This window comes from Teichococcus aestuarii, from assembly GCF_003116135.1.
Taxonomy (GTDB): Bacteria; Pseudomonadota; Alphaproteobacteria; order Acetobacterales; family Acetobacteraceae; genus Pseudoroseomonas; species Pseudoroseomonas aestuarii.
Genome location: NZ_PDOA01000003.1, coordinates 301,788 through 319,605, shown reverse-complemented (window position 1 = coordinate 319,605; position 17,818 = coordinate 301,788). Strand labels below are relative to the sequence as shown.

General features: G+C 73.9%; 21 protein-coding genes. 13 read left to right on the top strand and 8 right to left on the bottom strand.

The genetic code is table 11. From position 1 onward, the window contains the following. Nucleotides 1–13: 13 nt before the first annotated feature. The 6 genes from CR165_RS06950 (at nucleotide 14) to CR165_RS24915 (ending at nucleotide 5,194) form a co-directional block, all read left to right on the top strand. Entirely contained in the window at nucleotides 14–748 is a 735-nt protein-coding gene (locus tag CR165_RS06950; RefSeq protein ID WP_181378032.1) for a S1 family peptidase, read from the top strand. 129 nt (nucleotides 749–877) lie between these two features. Continuing rightward, a complete protein-coding gene (locus CR165_RS06945) occupies nucleotides 878–1,315 on the top strand; it encodes a CBS domain-containing protein (protein ID WP_109516235.1) in 438 nt (145 codons plus the stop codon). Between the two features lie 190 nt (nucleotides 1,316–1,505). Further along, complete coding sequence (locus CR165_RS06940) at nucleotides 1,506–2,495, top strand: TRAP transporter substrate-binding protein (RefSeq protein ID WP_109516234.1); 990 nt, start codon at nucleotides 1,506–1,508, stop codon at nucleotides 2,493–2,495. Between the two features lie 103 nt (nucleotides 2,496–2,598). Continuing rightward, nucleotides 2,599–3,138 carry a TRAP transporter small permease gene (locus CR165_RS06935; protein ID WP_109516233.1) on the top strand — a complete coding sequence of 180 codons (540 nt, stop codon included), beginning with the start codon at nucleotides 2,599–2,601 and terminating at the stop codon, nucleotides 3,136–3,138. Next, entirely contained in the window at nucleotides 3,138–4,469 is a 1,332-nt protein-coding gene (locus CR165_RS06930; RefSeq protein WP_181378031.1) for a TRAP transporter large permease, read from the top strand. The genes CR165_RS06935 and CR165_RS06930 overlap by 1 nt, the downstream gene beginning before the upstream one ends. A 98-nt stretch (nucleotides 4,470–4,567) precedes the next feature. Beyond that, nucleotides 4,568–5,194: a hypothetical protein gene (locus CR165_RS24915; protein WP_181378030.1), complete on the top strand. Its 627-nt coding sequence runs from the start codon at nucleotides 4,568–4,570 to the stop codon at nucleotides 5,192–5,194. A 69-nt stretch (nucleotides 5,195–5,263) separates the two neighbouring features. Here the strand turns inward: CR165_RS24915 and CR165_RS06920 are convergent, their stop codons facing one another. Further along, entirely contained in the window at nucleotides 5,264–5,740 is a 477-nt protein-coding gene (locus CR165_RS06920) for a VOC family protein (protein ID WP_245906193.1), read from the bottom strand. A 26-nt stretch (nucleotides 5,741–5,766) separates the two neighbouring features. Here CR165_RS06920 and mscL point away from each other — a divergent pair, with 26 nt between their 5' ends. Beyond that, nucleotides 5,767–6,270 carry a large conductance mechanosensitive channel protein MscL gene (mscL, locus tag CR165_RS06915; protein WP_109516231.1) on the top strand — a complete coding sequence of 168 codons (504 nt, stop codon included), beginning with the start codon at nucleotides 5,767–5,769 and terminating at the stop codon, nucleotides 6,268–6,270. Nucleotides 6,271–6,310: 40 nt separating this feature from the next. Further along, the gene (locus tag CR165_RS06910; protein ID WP_456316312.1) at nucleotides 6,311–6,712 is read left to right on the top strand and encodes a metallopeptidase family protein; all 402 of its coding nucleotides are present in this window, start codon (nucleotides 6,311–6,313) and stop codon (nucleotides 6,710–6,712) included. A gap of 19 nt (nucleotides 6,713–6,731) precedes the next feature. Here CR165_RS06910 and CR165_RS06905 read toward each other — a convergent pair whose 3' ends face one another. The 6 genes from CR165_RS06905 to CR165_RS06880 form a co-directional block, all read right to left on the bottom strand. After that, entirely contained in the window at nucleotides 6,732–7,232 is a 501-nt protein-coding gene (locus tag CR165_RS06905; RefSeq protein ID WP_408887530.1) for a uracil-DNA glycosylase family protein, read from the bottom strand. Nucleotides 7,233–7,315: 83 nt separating this feature from the next. Beyond that, a complete protein-coding gene (locus CR165_RS06900; RefSeq protein ID WP_109516229.1) occupies nucleotides 7,316–8,038 on the bottom strand; it encodes an NAD-dependent deacylase in 723 nt (240 codons plus the stop codon). Between the two features lie 93 nt (nucleotides 8,039–8,131). Then, nucleotides 8,132–8,620: a copper chaperone PCu(A)C gene (locus tag CR165_RS06895; protein ID WP_245906191.1), complete on the bottom strand. Its 489-nt coding sequence runs from the start codon at nucleotides 8,618–8,620 to the stop codon at nucleotides 8,132–8,134. Between the two features lie 64 nt (nucleotides 8,621–8,684). Next, complete coding sequence (locus tag CR165_RS06890; RefSeq protein WP_109516228.1) at nucleotides 8,685–9,092, bottom strand: DUF2946 family protein; 408 nt, start codon at nucleotides 9,090–9,092, stop codon at nucleotides 8,685–8,687. A gap of 12 nt (nucleotides 9,093–9,104) precedes the next feature. Continuing rightward, a complete protein-coding gene (gene thpR / locus CR165_RS06885) occupies nucleotides 9,105–9,689 on the bottom strand; it encodes an RNA 2',3'-cyclic phosphodiesterase (protein WP_109516227.1) in 585 nt (194 codons plus the stop codon). Nucleotides 9,690–9,695: 6 nt separating this feature from the next. Beyond that, a complete protein-coding gene (locus CR165_RS06880; RefSeq protein ID WP_367604204.1) occupies nucleotides 9,696–10,256 on the bottom strand; it encodes an arylesterase in 561 nt (186 codons plus the stop codon). Between the two features lie 94 nt (nucleotides 10,257–10,350). On the opposite strand from CR165_RS06880, the gene CR165_RS06875 reads away from it, so the two are divergent. The 3 genes from CR165_RS06875 (at nucleotide 10,351) to CR165_RS06865 (ending at nucleotide 14,589) form a co-directional block, all read left to right on the top strand. After that, complete coding sequence (locus tag CR165_RS06875; protein WP_109516225.1) at nucleotides 10,351–11,115, top strand: ABC transporter ATP-binding protein; 765 nt, start codon at nucleotides 10,351–10,353, stop codon at nucleotides 11,113–11,115. Then, nucleotides 11,112–13,631 carry an ABC transporter permease gene (locus tag CR165_RS06870; RefSeq protein ID WP_245906190.1) on the top strand — a complete coding sequence of 840 codons (2,520 nt, stop codon included), beginning with the start codon at nucleotides 11,112–11,114 and terminating at the stop codon, nucleotides 13,629–13,631. The genes CR165_RS06875 and CR165_RS06870 overlap by 4 nt, the downstream gene beginning before the upstream one ends. Nucleotides 13,632–13,803: 172 nt before the next feature. Then, nucleotides 13,804–14,589 carry a Bax inhibitor-1/YccA family protein gene (locus CR165_RS06865; RefSeq protein ID WP_109516224.1) on the top strand — a complete coding sequence of 262 codons (786 nt, stop codon included), beginning with the start codon at nucleotides 13,804–13,806 and terminating at the stop codon, nucleotides 14,587–14,589. Between the two features lie 69 nt (nucleotides 14,590–14,658). Here the strand turns inward: CR165_RS06865 and CR165_RS06860 are convergent, their stop codons facing one another. Then, a complete protein-coding gene (locus tag CR165_RS06860) occupies nucleotides 14,659–15,591 on the bottom strand; it encodes a LysR family transcriptional regulator (RefSeq protein ID WP_109516223.1) in 933 nt (310 codons plus the stop codon). A gap of 120 nt (nucleotides 15,592–15,711) precedes the next feature. Here CR165_RS06860 and CR165_RS06855 point away from each other — a divergent pair, with 120 nt between their 5' ends. Both CR165_RS06855 and CR165_RS06850 read left to right on the top strand, forming a co-directional pair. After that, the gene (locus CR165_RS06855; protein WP_109516222.1) at nucleotides 15,712–16,692 is read left to right on the top strand and encodes a Bug family tripartite tricarboxylate transporter substrate binding protein; all 981 of its coding nucleotides are present in this window, start codon (nucleotides 15,712–15,714) and stop codon (nucleotides 16,690–16,692) included. A gap of 13 nt (nucleotides 16,693–16,705) precedes the next feature. Next, a complete protein-coding gene (locus CR165_RS06850) occupies nucleotides 16,706–17,776 on the top strand; it encodes an Ldh family oxidoreductase (protein WP_109516221.1) in 1,071 nt (356 codons plus the stop codon). Nucleotides 17,777–17,818 lie beyond the last annotated feature (42 nt).

Below are 17,818 nucleotides of genomic sequence, written 5' to 3'. Positions count from 1 at the left end.
GGGAGATTTTCGAATGCTTGCTGCCTCGCCGCCTCGCCGTGCCCTGCTGCGCGCCGCCCTGGGGAGCCTTGCCCTGGGCAGCAGCGCGAGCCTGCTGGCGGGCTGCGCGGCCCCGTTCGGGCAGCAGGCGCGGGGCACCCCGGCCGAGGCCATCGCCACCGGAGGATCGGCCGTGCTCTACAACGGCCAGGGCGGGCGCGGCGCGGCGGTGGGCTTCGGCACCCGGCATGTGCTGACCTGCGCGCATCTGCTGGAGGCCGGGGCCACGGGCGCGCGCCTCCGCCGCGCCGATGGCGCGGAGGCCGAGGCCGCGCTGGCCGGCCGCAGCGCGCGGATGGACCTTGCCGTGCTGTGCGTGCCGCCCGGCTTCCTGGCCGCCGCGCCGCGCGCCGCCGAGCTGCCGCGCGAGGGGGAGGCGGTGTGGGCCACCGGCGCGCCGGGCTTCGGCCCCGCCATCGCGCAGGGGCATGTCGAGGCGCCGGATGCCGAGATGCCGGGCTTCGGCCGTGGCTTCACCGCCCGCATGCCGGCCCTGCTGGGCTATTCGGGCGGCCCGGTGGTGGATGCCTCGGGGCGGCTCATGGGCCTCACCGCCGCCCTGCCCAACCCCGGGGCGGCCGGCGCCCTGGCCCTGCTGACCGGTGCCGACCTGGACGGGCTGGCGCGGCGCGACCGGCAGGTCTTCGTGCTCGGCATCCGCCGGGCGGAGGCGGAGGCGCTGCGCCTGCTCGGCCGCACGGCCGCTTGAGCGGCATCCACCGCCGCCGATTCCCCTGGACTTGGCCACCCCGCGCGCAGCATCGTTGCCGTAACAACCAAGGCGGGCCGTGCCGTCTTCCCCTGGCGGCGCCAGCCCGCATGCCAAGGGAATCCCGCCATGACGATTGCGAACATCCTGCGCGGCAAGGGCTCACAGGTGGTCTCCGTCGGGCCGCAGGACGATGCCGCGGCCGTCGCGCGCACCCTGGCGCAGCACCGCATCGGCGCCGTGCTGGTGCGGGACGCGCAGGGCGGCGTGCTCGGCATCCTCAGCGAGCGTGACATCGTCCGAGCCCTGGCCGGCCAGCCGGAGGGAATCGGCCGGTTGCAGGCCGACCAGCTCATGACCCGCGTGCTGCACACCGTCTCGCCCGAGACGCCGATCACCGCCGCCCTTTCCATGGTGACCGACCGCCGCGTGCGCCACCTGCCGGTGCTGGACGGGGCGGGCGCCCTGGTCGGCATGGTCTCGATCGGCGATCTGGTGAAGGCGCGCATCGCCGAGGCGGAGCAGGAGGCGAGCGACCTGCGCAACTACGTCACCTCCGGGGGATGAGCGGCGGGGCGGCTGAGCGGCGGGGCGGCGCCGCGCTGCACAGAAGGCGGTCAGGAACCGCCCAGGAACTGCGCGGAAGCCGCCCTCCGGCGCGCGCCTGCGCGACGGCGGATGTCCGAAACACCCTTGCAAGGCTTTCGCGGGCGCGACGATGATGCCCGCCAAGCAAAACAGGCAGGGGTCTGGGTTCATGAACATCCACCGGCGTTCCCTTCTCGCGGCCGGCGCCGCCGGCGCGCTGCTGCCGCTCGCCGGGCGGGAGGCCCTGGCGCAGGCGCGCTGGCAGCTGGCCACGCCCTATCCGGACGGCAACTTCCACACCCGCAACCTGCGGCAGTTCGTCGAGGCGGCGCAGCAGGCCTCGGGCGGCGCGCTGCAGATCCAGATGCACACCAACGCCGCGCTGCTGAAGATGCCGGAGATCCGCCGCGGCATTCAGACCGGCCAGGTGCAGATGGGCGAGATCCTGATCTCGGCCTATGGCAACGAGGACCCGTTCTTCGAGGTGGACGGCATCCCGCAGCTCGTCACCTCCTATGAGCAGGCGCGCAAGCTGGCCGACCTCTCCCGCCCCTACATCGAGGCGCGGCTGAAGCGCACCGGCATCACGCTGCTCTACATGGTGCCCTGGCCGCCCTCGGGCTTCTACACCAACTTCCCGGTGGATTCGATCGAGGCGCTGCGCGGCAACAAGATGCGCACCTTCAGCGCCGCCACCAACCGATTCGCCACGCTGGTCGGCGCCACGCCGACCCTGGTGCAGGCGGCCGAGGTGCCGCAGGCCTTCGCCACCGGCGTGGTCAACAGCATGGTCACCTCCGCCGCCACCGGCGTCGACGTGCAGGCCTGGGACTTCGCCAAGTTCTTCACGCCGATCGGCTTCACCTGGACCAAGAACGCGGTGATGGTGCAGACCCGCGCGCTGGAGGCGCTGCCCGAGGCAGCGCGCAAGGCGGTGCTGGACGGCGCGAAGGCGGCCGAGACGCGCGGCTGGGAGATGTCGGCCGCCGAGCAGGTGGCGCGCGAGAAGATCCTGGCCGATCGCGGCATGACGGTGAACCAGCCTTCCGCCGCGCTCCGGGAGGGCATGGCCAAGGTCTCCGAGACCATGGTGCAGGAGTGGCTCGCCAAGGCCGGCGAGGACGGCAAGAAGCTGATCGACGCCTACCGCGCGGCCTGAGGCCACGCCCGCCGCGCCGCCGCCGCCCGGAAGGCCCCCGCCAGGGGCCTTCGCCCGGGCGGCGGCCTGCCCCGCCGCAATCGCCGAACCCGAGAGGCCACGCATGCGCGCCCTGCGATCCGTGCTCGACTTCCTGTATCTGCTGGGCGGGGTGGGGGGCGCGCTGGCGCTCACCGCCATCGCCCTCGTCATCGCCGCCCAGGTGGGCGGGCGCTTCCTCGGCCTGACGGTGGCGGGGGCGGACGACCTGACCTCCTTCGCCGTGGCCGCCTCCGCGCTGCTGCCGCTGGCCTATGCCTTCCGCCATGGCGCGCATATCCGCGTGGACCTGATCATCGGCCGGCTGCGGGGCCGGGCGCGATTCGCGCTGGAGGCGGTGGCGCTGCTGCTGGCGCTGGCCGTGGTGCTGGCGCTGGGCTGGGCGCTCTCCGACCTCGCCACCGATTCGCTGGAGTTCGACGACGTGGCGCAGGGCACCGTTCCCTGGAAGCTGTGGATTCCACAGGCGGTCTCGGCGGTGGGGGTGGTGCTGTTCGCCCTCTCCCTGCTGGACGACCTGGTGGTGCACCTGGCCGGCGGCACGCCCTCCTACCGCCGCGCCGGCGAGGGCTCGGCGCTGGACCGCGCGGCGGAGGAACTCTGATGGATCTCGCGCAGACCGAGGCGGGGCTGCTGCTGCTGGCCCTGCTGTTCCTGTTCCTCGGCCTCGGCGTCTGGATCGGCCTGGCGCTGATGCTGGTGGGCTTCTGCGGCGTCGTCGTGCTGCCCTGGCTGATCCCCGCCATGCCGGCCATGCCGGTGGAGAAGGTGATGGGCACCGCCATCTGGCAGGCCATGGCCTCCTGGACGCTGGCCGCCCTGCCGCTGTTCATCTGGATGGGCGAGATCCTGTTCCGCACCAAGCTGTCGGAGGACATGTTCCGCGGCCTCGCCCCCTGGGTGCAGCGCCTGCCGGGGCGGCTGATGCATGTGAACGTCATCGGCTGCGCCATCTTCGCCGCCGTCTCCGGCTCCTCCGCCGCCACCGCCGCGACCATCGGCAAGATGTCGCTGCCGGCGCTGACGCAGCGGCGCTACCACCTGCCCATGGCCATGGGCAGCCTGGCCGGCGCCGGCACGCTCGGCCTGCTGATCCCGCCCTCGATCGTGATGATCGTCTATGGCGTGGCGGCCGAGGTCTCGGTGGTGCGGCTGTTCATCGCCGGCGTGCTGCCGGGGCTGCTGCTGGTGGCGCTGTTCAGCGGCTACATCGCCGTCTGGTCGCTGCTGCACCCGGAGCTGACGCCACCGCGCGACCCCTCCATGCCGCTGCGCCAGAAGCTGCGGGAAAGCGCCCAGCTCGTGCCGGTGATGCTGCTCATCGGCTTTGTCATGAGCAGCATCTATTTCGGCTGGGCCACGGCGACGGAGGCGGCGGTGTTCGGCGTCGTCGGCGCGCTGGCGCTCTCGGCCTGGGGCGGCACGCTGAGCTGGGCCTCGCTGCGCGACAGCCTGATGGGCGCCACGCGCCTTGCCTGCATGATCAACCTGATCCTGGCCGGCGCCGCCTTCCTGACCCAGGCCATGGCCTATTCCGGCATTCCCGCCGCCATGGGCGCCTGGGTGGGCGAGCAGGGCTTCAGCCCGGGCATGATCATCCTGGTGCTGACGGTGATCTACCTGATCCTCGGCTGCTTCATCGACGGCATCAGCATGATCGTGCTCACCGCCTCGGTGGTGCTGCCAGTGATCTCGGCGGCGCAGTTCGACCTGGTGTGGTTCGGCATCTTCATCGTGCTGGTGGTCGAGATGGCGCAGATCACGCCGCCGGTGGGCTTCAACCTCTTCGTCATCCAGGGGCTGACGGGGCAGGGCATCTTCGCCGTGGCGCGGGCGACGCTGCCCTTCTTCCTGCTGATGGTGGTGGCGGTCGCCATCGTCACCGTCTTCCCCGGCATCGTCACCTGGTTGCCGCGCACCATGCTCTCCGGCTGATCCTGGCGGAGGGCGGGCCAGAGTGGCGGCACAACCTTTCTCCCTGCCCGGCGTTGTTGCGAACGCAGACAGGGAGAACTCCGATGAGATTACATGTGATGGGTGCCGCCGCTCTGGCCCTGGCGCTGGCCGCCTGCGGCACGGATGAGCGCGAGCGGGTACAGGGCGGCGCGGCCGCCGGTGCCGCCACCGGGGCCGGCGTGGGCGCGCTGGGCGGCCCGGTGGGCGCGGCGGTGGGTGCGGTGGTCGGCGGTGGCGCCGGCGCCGTGACGGGCGCCACCACCTCTCCCTCCGACGTCAATCTCGGCCGCCCGCTGTGGCGCGATCCGGAGGTGCGCACGCCGCTCGACGAGACCAACCGCCGCGGCAGCAGCCGCAGCTCCTCCCGTGGCAGCCGCGCCAACAGCGACGGCGCCTATATGGGCGGTGGCATGGTGGTGGAGCCGGGTGGCACCCCCGCCAACCCGCGTCCCGCAAGCAGCACGGGCAACACCGGCAGCGGCATGGGCGGCTCGGGCATGGGCGGCTCCGGCATGAGCGGCACGGGCATGAGCGGCACGGGCACCAGCAGCACCGGCAGCGGCATGAGCGGCTCGGGCACGGGCAGCACGGGCATGGGCGGCTCCGGCGGCGCCGCGACCACCACGACGGGCGGCGGCACCACCAGCGGCGGCGCCATGTCCAGCCCGACGCCGGTCAGCCCGGCGCCGCGCACCTCGCCCTGAGGGAAGCGGCCGGAGGCAGCCTTTCCGAGGCAGCCTCCGGCCAGGGTGCCCGGCCCGGCCGGGCCGGGCTCATGCCTGATCCGCAGGCTCCGGCCAGCCGCCACGGTCGAAGCGCTGCACCTCCAGCAGGTAGCCCGCCGGATCGCGGAAGAAGAAGTGCTCCACGCCATAGGCTTCCGACCAGGCGGGCGCTTCGCCCACCTCCACACCCCGCGCCTTCAGCAGGGCGTGGCATTCCGCGACCCGGGGGGTGACGAAGGTGATCACCACGCCGCCCTCCGCCCGCGGTTCGTCCCCGGCCCGGGGGGCACGGGCGCGGCAGACTCCCAGGAAGGCCCGCGGCGCATCGGCGCCGCCCGCCACCGCGTAGATGCGGCAGCGCCCCTGGTCCTGCACCAGCGGCAGTTGCAGGACAGTCTCGTAGAAATGCCAGCTGGCCTCGGGCTGCTCGGCATAGACGAAGGTGATCTGTTGGCCGAGGCCGGGCAGGGCGGTGCGCATGGCGCGATCCTGCCCCGCCACGGCCAGCCCGACAATAGGAGGCACGTCCTCCTTCCGCAGCAGGAGGCACCATGAAGCCGCCCATCCCCGTCCACGAGCCGCTCTGGGTGAAGGAGTTCAAGGCCTTCATCATGCGCGGCAACGTTGTCGACCTTGCGGTCGGCATCGTCATCGGCGCGGCCTTCACCGGAATCGTCAACTCCCTGGTGCAGGACCTGATCAATCCGCTGATCGGCCTGATGATCGGCGGCGTCGACTTCTCCAACGTCTTCGTCGTGCTGAGCGGCGAGCGCGGCCCCTCGCTGGAGGCGACGCGGCAGAGCGGCGCGGCGGTCCTGGCCATCGGCCTGTTCATCAACGCCATCATCCGCTTCCTCATCGTGGCGATGGCGATCTTCTGGCTGCTGCGCATGCTCACCCGGCTGCGCGTGCGGCACAGGGAGGAGCAGAGCGCGCCGCCCGCGCCCACCACGCAGGAGAAGCTGCTGATGGAAATCCGCGACGCGCTGGTATCGGAGCGCGGGGCCACCCAGGCCGCGCCGCCCCCGGCCGGCCCTGCACCGCGCCCTTCCTGAGGCCGCGGCGTGGTCGCCCAGGGCGGTGAGGGATGCTAGGATGACGGACATGCGCTTCAACCATCCCCCCTCCCTCGAGGACCTCCAGGACATGGCGGAGACCGCCTTCGCCGCCATCCCGCAGGCGCTGCGCGAGGCGGTGCGGGGCGTCGCCATCCTGGTCGAGGACGTGCCCGACGAGGAGACGCTGGAGGCGATGGACCTCCAGCACCCCTGGGAGCTGACCGGCCTCTACCGCGGCACGCCGCTGACCGAGAAGACCAGCCTCGGCGTGGCCGCCGAGCCGGACATGATCCTCCTCTACCGCGAGCCCATCCTGGTGGAATGGATCGAGACCGGGGAGGATCTGTTCCGGCTGGTGCGCAACGTGCTGATCCACGAGATCGGCCACCATTTCGGCTTCTCCGACGAGGAGATCGCCCGGCTGGAAGGCGAGGGCTGAGGCTTCAGCCCGCCCGCCTTCAGCCCGCCAGCGCCCGGGCCACCGCTTCGCGCAGCCCCGGCAGCACGGCCTGCTCGAACCAGGGCCTGGCATCGGCCCAGACCTTGGTCCGCCAGGAGGGGTGGGGCAGCACGGCCAGCCCGCGGGGCCGCAGCGCCGCCTGGTCCCGCACCGTCTCGCCGAAGCGCGAGGCCGCGGCCCGGCCCAGCACCGCCCGCACCGCATGCGCCCCCACCAGCAGGGTGAGCCGGACCTGGCGCATCGGCGGAATCAGGCGGGGGTGCCAGAGCGGCGCGCATTCCGGGCGCGGCGGCGCGTCGCCGCCCCGGGGCAGGCGGCCGGGGTAGCACAGCCCCATCGGCACGATCGCCACCCGCGCGCCATCGTCGAAGGTGGGGCGGTCGATGCCCATCCAGCCGCGCAGCCGCTCGCCCGAGGCGTCGTTCCAGGGCAGGCCGGTGACGTGCACCCGGCTGCTCGGCGCCTGGCTGATGATCAGCACCCGCGCCGTCTCGCCCACCCGGAAGACAGGGCGCGGCCCCAGTGGCAGGGCGGCGGCGCAGAGGGTGCAGGCGCGCGCGGCGGCGGCGGCTTCCTCCAGGGTCAGGGCGCGTGCTCCGCCAGCAGCGCCGCCACGAAGGCGGGCACCAGCTCCGTGGCTGGCCCGTGCCGCGCCTCGTCGAAGAGGCGGCTGCCGGCGCTGGGCTCGAGGTTCAGCTCCACCGTGCGCGCCCGGCCGCGCAGCGCCGCCACGAACCCCGCCGCCGGATAGACCTGCCCGGAGGTGCCGATGGAGACGAACAGCCGGCACCCCGCCATCGCCGCCTCGATCCGCTCCATGCCGAGCGGCACCTCGCCGAACCACACCACATCCGGCCGCATCCCGCCGGTCTCGCCGCAGCCGGGGCAGGGGGTTTCCGTGGACAGATCGCCGGCCCAGGGCCGGGTGGCGCCGCAGCGCAGGCAGCGGGCATGGCCCAGCCGGCCATGCATGTGCAGCAGGGAGGGGGCGTCCTCTCCCATGGCGCGGTCATGCAGGTCGTCCACGTTCTGGGTGACGAGCAGGAAGGGCGCCGGCCAGCGCGCGGCCAGCCAGGCCAGCGCGTCATGCGCGGCATTGGGCCGGATGGCGGGGTCGCGCAGCTGGGCGCGGCGCATGTTGTAGAAGGCATGCACCCGCGCCGGGTCGCGCGCGAAGGCCTCCGGCGTGGCGACATCCTCGATGCGGTGGCGGGCCCAGAGCCCGTCCGGATCGCGGAAGGTGGCGAGGCCGGATTCGGCGGAGATGCCGGCGCCGGTCAGGATGATGAGGGGCGGTGCGGACATGGGCGAGGCTTCCCGCGGCGCGGGGCCGCGGTCAAGCGCCGGCTTCGGGCGCCGCCGCCGCCGCCGCCACCACCGCCCTGGCCCGCGCCGCCCTCAATGCTGGTGGCCGCCGCCGCTCCGCCCCGGGCTGGCGCCCGCCGCCGCCACCGCCAGCTCGACGGTGATGCGGCCGGCCCGCTCGAAGACGAGGGTGACGGGCACGCGGTCATCCTTCCGCAGCGCCTGCTTCAGCCCGATCAGCATCAGGTGATAGCCGCCGGGGGCAAGCTGCACCTCGGCACCGGGCGCGATCTCGATGCCCTCGACGGGGCGCATGCGCATCACCCCGCCTTCATGGATGTGGGTGTGGATCTCCACCGCGCGGGCGATGTCGGCGCTGCCGCCCACCAGCCGGTCGGGCGTGGTGCCGGTGTTGCGCAGGGTCATGAAGCCGGCGCCGGTGATGTTGGCCGGCGCGGCGCGGCTCCAGGGATGGCCGATCTCGATATCCCCGAGCGCGTAGCTGTGGGCGGCGGCGGGGCGGGCAAGGGTGCAGAGGCTCAGGCCCGGCAGGGCGGCCAGCATCAGGCGACGCGTGAACATGCGGGAGAAATCCGGTTTCGGGCCAGGGCGGCCCGGGGAGATGGGAAAGGTCGGCGGCGCGTGTTCAGGCGGCGGCGGGTGGCGCGCGGGGCAGGGCGGGCGGCGCGCGGGCCGGTGGGCGGGGCGCCCTGGCCTCCGGCAGCGGCAGCCCGGCATCGGCCAGGCGCCAGTGCGGCGCCGGCAGCAGGGGCGGCGCGGGCAGGGCCAGCTGCGGCGTGGCGTGGCAGGCCAGGCACCAGCCGCTGAGGTCGGGGCTGCCGGCGGGGCCGTCCTCCTCCCCGCCTTGCCCGGGGCCGTCCGCCGGATCGGGGGGGAGCTGCACCAGCTTCAGCCCGTCCGGCGTGCAGAGGTGCAGCAGCAGGCCGTCCGCGCGCGGCTGCGCCATGCGCAGGCAGTGCCTGGCCGCCACCAGCCCCTGGCCAACCAGGAGCAGCGTGAACAGGCTCAGCAGGAAGGGGCGCAGCCGGGTCATCCCGGCGGCTGCCTAGAACTCCGCCTCGCGCCCGGCAAGCCCGGAACGGCCGGCATCGTCGCCTTCGAGCGGATAATCCACCTCCGCCTCGTAATGCGCCTGCTCCTTGCCGAGGCGGGAGGAGAACAGGGAGAAGCGCTCCACCGCCACCGGCGGCGGGCGGAACAGGTTGTGCGCCTGGACGAAGCCGATCAGCTTGTCGGGCGCCACCTTGTCGGTGCGCGCCAGCGTCACGTGCGGCGCGAAGCGGCGGCGCTCGGGCGGCAGGCCGGCGCGCTGCAGCGCCGTCTCCACCTTGGACTGGAGATGCGCCAGCCGCTCGCCGCGCTCGGCCTTCACATGCAGCGAGTGGATGCGCCCGGCCTTCTCGAAGATGTCGAGCCCCGCCAGCTGGAGGTCGAAGGGCCTGGCGCGGATGCCGGCCAGCGCCTCGTCCAGCTCATCCGCGCGCCAGCCCTCGACCTCGCCGATGAAGCGCAGCGTCAGGTGGTAGTTCTCGGGCGGCACCCAGCGCGCGCCGGGAAGTCCGCCGGCAAGGTCGGAGAGCTGCTCCCGCAGCGCCTCCGGCAGGGGCAGGGCAACGAACAGGCGTGGCATGGCGGCTCAACCTCCCTGCACCTTGGACAGAAGCTCCCGCACGGCGGGGAGCATGCGCCGCGCCATCTCCGCCGCGCCCTGCGCGTTGGGATGGATCCGGTCCGGCTGGTTCAGCGCCGGCTCGCCCGCCACGCCCTCCAGCAGGAAGGGATAGAAGACAACCTGAGGATACGCCTCGGCCAGCCGGGTGAAGGTGGCGGCGAAATCCCGGCCGTACTCGGCGCCGAGATTGGGCGGCGCCAGCATCCCGGCCAGCAGGGTGGGCAGGCCGCGCGCCGCGAGGCGCTTCAGGATGTCGTCGAGGTTGGCGTGGCTGTCGGCCGGCGGCAGGCCGCGCAGCCCGTCATTGCCGCCGAGCGCCACGATCACCGCCTGCGGCCGGTCGGCCAGCGCCCAGTCGAGCCGCGCCTTGCCGCCCGCCGTGGTGTCGCCCGAGACCCCGGCGGGGATGACGCGCACCGCCTCCCCCGCCTCCCGCAGCGCCTTCTGCAGCTGGGCGGGGAAGGCCTCCTCCGGCGCCAGCCCGTAGCCGGCGGTGATGGAATCGCCCAGGATCAGCAGCCGCACCGGCTCCTGCGCCCGGGCTGGCCACGCCGAAAGAAATATTCCGATACCGAGAGCTGCCCTTCGCAGTGCGGCACGCCGGCCATATCTGCGGAACATGCTGGACGCACCGAACGCCATCCGTTCCCCCGCTGCGAGGCCCCCCGCGGGGGCCGGACGCGACGCAAACCTCATCGAGGCCCGCGGGCTCGCCTTCAAGGTGGCGGGGCCGGGGGGTGAGGTCAACATCCTCCGCGGCCTTGATCTGGACGTGAAACAAGGTGAGGCGGTGGGGCTGGTCGGCCCCTCCGGCTCCGGCAAGACCTCGCTGCTGATGCTGCTGGCCGGGCTGGAGCGCGCCACCGGCGGCGGCCTCCGGGTCGCTGGCACCGATCTCGGCGGGCTGGACGAGGATGGCCTCGCGCGCTTCCGGCGCGACCATCTCGGCATCGTCTTCCAGGCCTTCCACCTGATCCCGACCATGACGGCGCTGGAGAACGTCGCCGTGCCGCTGGAATTCGCCGGGCGGGCCGATGCCTTCGAGCGCGCCCGCGTGGCGCTGGGGCGGGTCGGGCTCGGCCACCGGCTGGAGCATTACCCCGGGCAGCTCTCGGGCGGCGAGCAGCAGCGCGTGGCGCTGGCCCGCGCCGTGGTGGGCGAGCCCAGCCTGCTGCTGGCCGACGAGCCCACCGGCAACCTCGACGGCGCCACCGGCCAAGCGGTGATGGATCTGCTGTTCGGCCTGCGGGAGCAGCTCGGCACCACCCTGCTGCTGATCACCCACGACCCGGCGCTGGCCGCCCGCTGCGGCCGCCGCCTGCGCATGGCCGATGGCCTGCTGGTGGAAGACAGCGCCACGCCCCCCCCGGCTGCTTCCTCGTGAGCGGCACCTTCGGGCTGAGCTTGCGCTTCGCGCGGCGGGAGCTGCGCGGGGGCTTGCGGGGGCTGCGCATCGTGCTGGCCTGCCTGGCGCTGGGGGTGGGGGCCATCGCCGCCGTCGGCACGCTGCGCGCCGGCATCCAGGCGGGGCTCTCCGCCGACGGCGCCCGCATCCTGGGCGGCGACCTCTCGGTGCGCGTCTCCTACCGCCCCATGCCGCAAGCGGCGCGGGACTGGATCACCGGCCAGGGCGCCCGCCTCTCCGAGGTGGTGGAGATGCGCGCCATGGCCATCGCCCCCTCGGGCGAGCGCTCCCTGGTGGAGCTGAAGGCGGTGGACGGGGCCTACCCGCTCTACGGCGCGCTGGCGCTGGAGCCGGCGCTGCCGCCGGAGCGGGGCGGGCGCCTCGCCCCCGGCGAGGTGGCGCTGGACCCGCTGGTGGCCGAGCGCCTCGGCGTCGCCCCCGGCGACGAGATCCGGCTGGGCGAGGCGCGGCTGCGCCATGCCGGCACCATCCGCTCGGAGCCGGACAAGGTGGCGAGCCCCGCCATCCTCGGCCCGCGCGCCATGATCGCGATGGAGAGCCTGCCGGCCACGGCGCTGATCCAGCCCGGCAGCCTGGTGCAGTACGAGTACCGCATCGCCCTGCCGCCCGGACTGGCGCCCGGCCCCTTCGCCGAGGCGCTGCGCGTGGCGCATGACGATGGCGGCTGGCGCATCCGCGGCGCCGCCGAGGCCTCGCCCGGCGTCAACCGCTTCCTCGACCGTGCCGCCTCCTTCCTGACGCTCGCCGGGCTGACAGCGCTGCTGGTGGGCGGCATCGGCGTGGCCACGGGCGTGCGTGCCTGGCTGGACCAGCGGGCGCGCACCATCGCCACGCTGCGCTGCCTGGGCGCCCCGGCGCGGGTGATCTTCACCACCTACCTGCTCCAGGTGCTGGTGCTCTCGGCGCTCGGCATCCTGCTCGGGCTGCTGCTGGGGCAGGGGCTCTCGGTGCTGGCGGCGCGGGCGCTGGAGGGCGCCCTGCCGGTGCCGCCGCGCCTTGGCTTCTACCCGCTGCCGCTGGCCCAGGCGGCGCTCTACGGCGTGCTGACGGCGCTCACCTTCGCCCTCTGGCCGCTTGGCCGGGCGCGGGAGATCCCCGGCGCCGCGCTGTTCCGCGACGTGGTGCAGGGCGGCGGCGGGCGGCCGCGCTGGTCGCTGCTGGCGGTGAACGCCGCCGCCGCCCTGGCGCTGGTGGCGCTGGTGGTGGGCAGCGCCGAGCAGCCGGGCTTCGCGCTCGGCTTCTGCGCCGCCGCCGGCGGCACGCTGCTGCTGTTCCGCCTCGGCGCCAGCGCGCTGATGGCGCTGGCGCGGCGCTGGCGGCACCAGCGGCGCCCGGCGCTGCGCCTGGGGCTGGCCAACCTGCACCGCCCCGGCGCACCCACCGCGCTGCTGCTGGTGGCGCTGGGCATCGGCCTGACCACCCTCTCGGCGGTGGCGATGATCGAGGGCAACCTCCGCCGCCAGATCCAGGACCAGCTGCCCGAGGCGGCGCCGAACTTCTATTTCATCGACATCCAGTCCGACCAGGCGCGGCGCTTCGACGAGCTTGCCCTGGCGCAGCCCGGCGTGGCGGAGATCCGCCGCGTGCCCTCGCTGCGGGCGCGCATCACCGCCATCAAGGGCGTGCCGGTGGACCAGGTGCAGGCCACCGAGGACACGCGCTGGGCGCTGCGCGGCGACCGTGGCCTGACCTATGCCGCGACCCCGCCCGAGGGCACCCGCCTGGTGGCCGGCCAGTGGTGGGCGGCCGACTACAGCGGCCCGCCGCTGCTCTCGCTCGATGCCCGGCTGGCCGAGGGCTGGGGCGTCACGGTCGGCGACGCGGTGACGCTCGACATCCTCGGCCGCGACATCGCGCTGAAGGTGGCGAGCCTGCGGCAGATCGAGTGGCAGGGGCTGGGGCTGAACTTCGTGCTGATCGCCTCGCCCGGGCTGCTGGAGGCGGCGCCGCACACCCACATCGCCACCCTGCGCGGCGATCCGGCGCGCGATGCCGCCGTGCTGCGCGCCATCACCGACGCCTTCCCCAACGTCTCCGGCATCCGCGTGCGGGACGCGCTGGAGGCGGTCTCCGGCCTGCTGGAGCGGCTCGGCACCGCCGTCTCGGCGGTGGCGGGGGTCACGCTGCTGGCGGGCGGGCTGGTGCTGGCAGGCGCCATGGCCGCCGGCCAGCGCCGCCGGGTGCGGGACGCCGTGGTGCTGAAGGTGGTGGGCGCCACCCGCGCCCAGGTGCGGCGCGCCTGGATGGTGGAGTTCGGCCTGCTCGGCGCCACGGCGGGCGTCATCGCGGCGCTCTGCGGCACGGCGGCGAGCTGGGCTGTGGCGCGCTACGTGATGCGGACGGACTGGGCCTTCCTGCCCGGCACGCTGGCCGCCACCATCCTGGGCTGCACCCTGCTGACGCTGCTGCTGGGCTATGCCGGCACGGCGCTGGCCCTGCGCGCGCGGGCCGCGCCATTGTTGCGCAATGAGTGATTTCCCGCCCCAGGGCCTTTCCGCTAAGGGAGCCCTGCCGCGGGTGGGGCGGGCCGATGAATTCTGCGCGGCCCCGCCCGCCACGCCCGCGATTCCCGTTGAACCAGATTACCGTTAGTCCATATTACTCATGACCCGCGGATTCTCCGCGCTGGGAGGAGTTGAGACACCTATGGCCACTGGTCCCGACTATCGATACACGACGGGTGCGCCTGGCTGGGGTCGCACCGCGACTGCCGACGCGGCCGCCGTCGATGCCGGGCTGCGGTCCTACATGCTGCGCGTCTACAACTGGATGGCGTCCGGCCTGCTGCTGACGGCGATCGTTGCCTACCTGATCGCCAACACCGGCGCGGCCGACCTGTTCTACACGGTTGTCCGCACGCCGCGCGGCCTGGCCACGCAGCCGACCATCCTGGGCTTCGCGGCCATGCTCGCCCCGCTCGCCTTCGTGCTGGTGCTGTCCTTCGGCATCAACCGGATGAGCAAGGGCACGGTGCAGGCGCTGTTCTGGGTGTTCTGCGCGGCCATGGGCGCCAGCATGGCGAACATCTTCGCCGTGTATGTGGGCGCCTCGATCGCCAGCACCTTCTTCATCACCGCCGGCATGTTCGCCGCCGTCAGCCTCTACGGCTACACGACGAAGGCGGACCTGACGAAGCTCGGCACCTTCATGATGATGGGCCTGATCGGCATCATCATCGCCGGCGTGGTGAACATGTTCGTGGGCTCCTCGGCCCTGCAGTTCGCCATCAGCGTCATCGGCGTGGTGGTGTTCGTGGGCCTCACCGCCTACGACACGCAGCGGATCAAGTCCGACTACGTCGAGTACGCCTATGCCGAGGGCACGGACATCGCCGCCAAGCGCAGCGTGTTCGACGCGCTGGGCCTGTACCTGAACTTCATCAACCTGTTCCAGCTGCTGCTGCAGTTCATGGGCGTGCGCCAGCAGGACTGATCCTGCCGGCGCCCCGGTAAGGGTGGATGGCCCCGGAGGGAAACCTCCGGGGCTTTTTCTTTGCGCCGCTCAGCCCTGGGGCGGCGGGCCGAGCCCTTCCAGCCCCGTGCCGAGCGACGCCCACTCCGCGCGCAGCATGGCCAGCACGGTGGCGCAGGCCGGGTTCTCCATCTCCGGCCGCCAGGCCAGCACCAGCTCGGCGGCGGGCGGTGCCGGCATGTCCAGCGGCCGCAGCGCCACCTCGGCCGGCTGCAGCCGCTCGGCCGCGCGCGGCACCAGCGCCACCCCGAGCCCCGCCCCCACCAGCGCCAGGATGGAATGCGTCTGGCTGATGTGCTGCACCCGCTCCGGCACGATGCCCGAAAGGCGGAACAGGCCGGTGACGAGGTCGTGCAGGTAGCGCCCCTCCACCGGCGGGTAGGTAATGAGCGGCTCGTCCTCCAGCGCCGACAGGGCGATGGCGGGGCGCGACGCCAGCGGATGCGCCCGCGGCAGCGCCACCAGCAGCGCCTCCCGCTGAACCCGGGTGCTGAGCAGCCCGGCCGGGCGCCCCACCGGCCGCAGCAGGCCGAGATCGAGCCGCCCCGCCTGCAGGGCCTGCACCTGCTCCTGCGAGACCGCCTCGCGCAGCGTCAGCGTGATCTCCGGCAGGCGGGTGCGCAGCAGGCCCACCAGCCGCGGCAGCACGCCATAGCTGGAAGCGGCGGTGAAGCCGATCCGCACCTCGCCGCTCTGCCCGCGCGCCACGCGCCGGACCTGGAGGGCGGCGCCCTCGGCCAGCCGCAGCAGCCGCCGGGCATCCTCCAGGAAGGCCTGGCCTGCCGGGGTGAGGCGCACGCCGCGGCTGTCCCGCCACAGCAGCACGGCGCCGAGCCGGTGCTCCAGCGCCTGGATCTGCCGGCTCAGCGGCGGCTGCGTCATGTTCAGCCGCGCCGCGGCCCGGTGGAAGTGCAGCTCCTCCGCCACCGCGACGAAGCAGCGCAGCTGGTTGAACTCGAACATGGATACCGCCCCGGCATCGGCCGATGCCGAATCAGGTTTAGACCGGTATCGCCGCGCGGGCCTAGAGCGGAAGCCAAGGCCGCGCGCCACAGGCGGCCAGTTCCGGGGAGAACAACCGAGATGCTTCGCCGCACCCTGCTGCGCGCCGCGCCCCTGGCCGGCGCCGCCGCCCTCTCGCCGCTGGCCGCACCCGCCCTGCGCGCCCAGGGGTTCGACCACACGCTGCGCATCATCGTGCCGAACGCGCCGGGCGGCACCAGCGACATCATCGCCCGCCTGCTGGCGCCCGAGATGACGAAGGCGCTCGGCCAGTCGGTGGTGGTGGAGAACCGGGCCGGCGCCGCCGGCAACATCGGCGCCGACGCCGTGGCCAAGAGCCCGCCGGATGGCCACACCCTGCTGCTGATGGACGTCTCGACGCTCGCCATCAACCCGGCGCTGTTCCCGCGCATCCCCTTCGACGTGCAGCGCGACCTCGCGCCCGTCACCATGCTGATCTACGCCCCCTATCTCGCCGCCACCCGCAACACCCTGGCGGTGACGGACGCCGCCAGCCTCGCGGCCCATGCCAGGGGGAAGGGCGGGCTGAACCTGGCCAATGCCGGCGTCGGCAGCCTGACGCACCTCACCGCCGTGGAGGTGGCCGCGAAGCTCGGCGGCGAGGTGACGCACGTGCCCTACCGTGGCGGCGCGCCGGCGCTGCTCGCCATCAGCTCAGGCGAGGCGGACATGATCATCAACGGCGCCACGGCGACGCAGCCCTACGTGGTGAACGGGCAGATGCGCGGCATCGCCGTCTCCGGCCCGCACCGGCTGGCGGCGCTGCCGAACGTGCCGACCTTCGCCGAGCTGGGCTGGCCGATGGCCGATGCCGGAACCTGGCAGGGGGTGATGGTGCAGGGCAACACGCCGCGCCCGCTGGTGGAGAAGCTGGAGACGGTGCTGCGCGCGGTGATGGCGCAGCCCGCCATCGCCGGCCGCATCGCCGAGCTGGGCGGCGAGCCGCGGGTGGAGGGGCCGGACGCCTTCCGCCGCTGGCTGGCCCAGGCGACGGAGAGCTACGGCGCCATCGTCCGTACCCACAACATCCGCCCCGAGTGAGGAAGCCCGCCGCATGAGCCTGTCCACCGCCCCCGCCGCCCTGCGGCGCGCGCCCCGGGAGCTGGAGGCCTTCGCCACGGCGCTGTTCGCGGCGGCGGGGCTGGAGCGTGGCATGGCGGAGAGCGTCGGCCGGCTGCTGGTGCTGACCGACATGATGGGCCGCCGCACCCACGGCCTGGCCCAGGCCGGCGCCTACCTGGCCGAGATCGCGGCGGGGCGGATGGAGACCGCCGGCCAGCCGGAGGTGCTGCGCGACACCGGCGCCACCCTGGTCTGGGATGGCGGCTACCGCCCCGGCCTCTGGCTGGTGGAGCAGGCCGTGGAGCAGGCCCTCGCCCGGCTGCCGCGGCATGGCGTCGTCACCCTCGCCATGCGGCGCAGCCACCATATCGGCTGCCTCGCCGCCCTGGCCAGGCGCGCCACCGATGCCGGCTGCTTCGTCATGCTGGCCTCCTCCGGCCCGCATAGCCGGATCGTGGCGCCCTTCGGCGGGCGGGAGGCGCTGTTCAGCCCCAACCCCTTCGCGGTCGGCTTCCCGGCCGGCGCCGTGCCGGTGCTGGTGGACATCTCCGCCTCCATCACCACCGTCTCGATGACGCGGCAGAAGGCCGCCGCCGGCGAGATGTTCGAGCACCCCTGGCTGCTGGACGCCGAGGGCCGCCCGACCCGCGACCCCGCCGTGATGGAGCGCGAGGCGTCGCGCGGCAGCCTGATGCTGCTGGGCGGGCCGGAGGCGGGGCACAAGGGCTTCGGCCTGGCGCTGATGGTGGAGGCGCTGACCCAGGGCCTGGCCGGCCATGGCCGGCGGGACGCGCCGGGCCGCTGGGGCGCCAGCGTCTACCTGCAGGTGATGGACCCCGGCGCCTTCGCCGGGCGGGAGGCCTTCGGGGACCAGATGTCCTTCCTGGCCGAGGCCTGCCGCGCCAACGCGCCGGCCGACCCCGCCCGCCCGGTGCGCCTGCCGGGCGAGCAGGCGGCGCGCGGAATCGCGCGGGCCGAGGCGGAGGGGCTGGAGGTGCCGGCCGGGACCGTGGCCGCGCTGCGCGAATGGTCGGCGCGGCTGGGCGTCGCCTTTCCCGGCTGAAGCCAGCCGCCGCGCAGGAAAAAGGCCCGGGAGCTGGCTGCT